Source organism: Streptomyces sp. NPDC050619 (genome assembly GCF_040654815.1).
Taxonomy (GTDB): Bacteria; Actinomycetota; Actinomycetes; order Streptomycetales; family Streptomycetaceae; genus Streptomyces.
Window position 1 is genome coordinate 1 of record NZ_JBFAIR010000118.1, and the last position, 2452, is coordinate 2452.

At 69.6% G+C, this 2452-nt stretch carries 2 protein-coding genes and 1 pseudogene; all 3 read right to left on the bottom strand.

Going from position 1 to position 2452, the window contains the following annotated elements; translation table 11 throughout:
* A pseudogene (locus AB0I77_RS53340) lies at positions 1-350 on the bottom strand (transposase); the annotation flags it as partial.
* Between the two features lie 60 nt (positions 351-410).
* Complete coding sequence (locus AB0I77_RS53345) at positions 411-1991, bottom strand: IS1182 family transposase (RefSeq protein ID WP_363290296.1); 1581 nt, start codon at positions 1989-1991, stop codon at positions 411-413.
* A 147-nt stretch (positions 1992-2138) separates the two neighbouring features.
* Positions 2139-2452: FG-GAP repeat protein (locus AB0I77_RS53350; protein ID WP_363290297.1), on the bottom strand; the 314-nt coding region annotated here is incomplete at its 5' end.

Genomic DNA, 2452 nt, shown 5'->3' on the forward strand with positions numbered 1-2452 from the left:
CGTACCGGGCGGCCTTGTATTCCAGCATCGCGACCACCTGAGCCCATCCGGCGTCGTGTACGGACTTGGCCAGGCATTCGGGCGAGGCCCTTGACCGACAGGTCTTCCACCGCGACCGCTTGGTTTTCGCTGATCAGCTTGGTGGAGAGCTGGTGGTGGAACTCGCGTCGCGCATCGGCCACCCGTGCGTGCGCCACGGGCGCCACGAAGCCGGGCCTGTCCCTGGCGTTGCTGCCCTTCTCCTTGCGGCAGAGGGCTTGTCGTGCGCGCTTGAGGCGCTTCTCGGCCCGGCGCAGGAAGCGCGGTCTGTCGATCTTCGTGCCGTCGGAGAGAACGGCGAAGTGCCCTAGAAGGCTGCTGAAAATCTTGTTGTGGGGCTGTCCGGCCGGGAGGCCGGGCGGCCCTTTTCGCTATGCGGTGGCAGGGGCGAGGTGCCAGGTGGTGTTGGTGCGGGTGAGTCCGAGGGTGATCAGTCGGCGGAGGTTGAGGGCGGCGGCGCGGTGGTGGAGCCAGATGTTGTTGGCGATGACGCCTCGGTAGGGAACCCGGCGGTTGCCCTTGGCGACGAGCCAGGCGATGGCGCGTTCGACAGGTGGCCGCCATCGGCGGTATTCGTCCTGCCAGCCGGCGTCGGTGGCGGCCTGGGACCGGGCGGCGGCCAGCAGCTCGTAGTGGGGGTGGACGTTGAGGGTGCGTCCGGTCTTGGAGGTGGTGCAGCGTTCTCGCAGGGGACAGCCGGTGCACGCGCGCTTGAACTGGGCGGTGCGGGCGCCGTCTGCCTTGTTCTGGCCGAGGTTGGCGGTGTGTCCGGCCGGGCAGGTTGCGGCGCCGGCGGCCTGGTCGATACGGAAGTCGTCGATGGTGAAGCCGCCGGGGACGGCCTGCCGCAGCGGCGGCGGCTTGATCACCAGGGTGTGGCCGTCGGCCTGCAGTTGTGCGCGCAGGTCGCCGGTGCCGTAGGCAGAGTCGCCGAGCACGGTTAACTCGCCGTCCTCCCCCTCCAGAAGATCGCAGGCGACGGCGGCCTCGTGATTGTCGGGACCGTAGCCGCTGGTCAGGGCGACGGCCGTGAACAGGCCGGTCTCCGGCTCGAAAGACGCATGCCCTTTAAAGCCGTCCTGGTGACGGGTGCGGTTTTTGTGGATGTGCCGTGTGTCGGGGTCGACGGTGGACACCGCCCGGTCCGCCACCGTGCGCTTCGCGATACGCCAGCGGCCATCGCGCCCGTCGGAGTCCTCGGCGGGTTCCACGTCCTGGCCGGCGACCAGGGCCAGCAGGCCGACCGCGTTCGCCGCCTTCTCGCCCAGGTTCTGCTCGGGCAGGCGCCCGAGCAGGTTGAGGGCGTCGGTGACCAGCGCGTCGACCAGCGCGGCGCGGGCCGACTCGTCGTCCCAGGCGATCCTCGGCTTGCCCGGGTCGGTGTAGTCGTGCGCCCGGCAGTGCCCCGCGGCCACCTCCGGGGCACCGGGGACCTCGCGGATCACCCGGCGGATCGCGGAGATGATCTGGGTGACGGTGTCCTGGGTGGCCACCGCGTCATCGAGCACAGTGGAGTCCAAAGCGCGCCGCTGCTTGCCCTTGAGCACACCGGTCGCGGCCACGACCTCTTTGACCTTGGTGAAGATCCGCATCGGATCGGCCGAATGACGCAGCCGACGCCGGAAGTACGTCAGCAGCGACGGATCGAACGCCATGTCGTACAGCCCGAGCCCGCAAGCGGCCTTCCACCGCAGGTCACACCGCAGTTCCTGGACCGTCTCGAAGTCCGACAGCCCCTGCAGGCTCTGCAACACCACCGTCGCGGCCAGCACCTGCGGCGGCAGACTCGGACGGCCGTTGGACGAGGGATACATGTCCGCGAACATCGACGGCGGGAACAGCGCCTCGCGATGTTCGGCCAGGAACGCGAACACACTCCCTGCCGGGATCAACTCCCGGCAGGTCTCCCACACATCCGGCCCGACCATCTCCCCGGCCCATTCCCCCTGCATGCCCACAAGACTGGCCCCAACTCCACCGAGCCGGGGCCAGAACCCGAGATTTTCAGCAGTCTTCTAGGGCAGTAACCCATCCGGCGGCCACGGCCGCGCCTTCCTCACTCAGACGCGAGCCGTGCTGCCGAGCCGTGTGCACGGCCGCTACGGGGCGAGGGTCTCCCCGAAGCGGGCGTCAAGGTAGGGGGCGCGGAGCGTGGCGCCGTTGAACGACCATGAACCGGTGGCGGCGGGGCCGCTGCTCGTGCCGGAGAAGACCCAGGCGGCGCCGTCGTTGGTGTCCTCACCGGGGGCGGACGCGATCAGCTCGGCCTTGCCGTTCCGGTTGGTGTCGATGAGCCGGAGGGCGCCGCCGAACTGGTCGCCCTTCTCGTTGGTGCCGGGAACGGATGGCGTGCTCTGGCTGATGGTGCGCATGCCGTTCGTGGTCAGGCCGGTGGCGGACCCGCGCATCACCC

What these genes read in the sequence shown, in the direction of transcription:
- AB0I77_RS53345 (WP_363290296.1), bottom strand. Translation starts at nt 1,991, where the DNA reads ATGCAGGGGGAATGGGCCGGGGAGATGGTCGGGCCGGATGTGTGGGAG.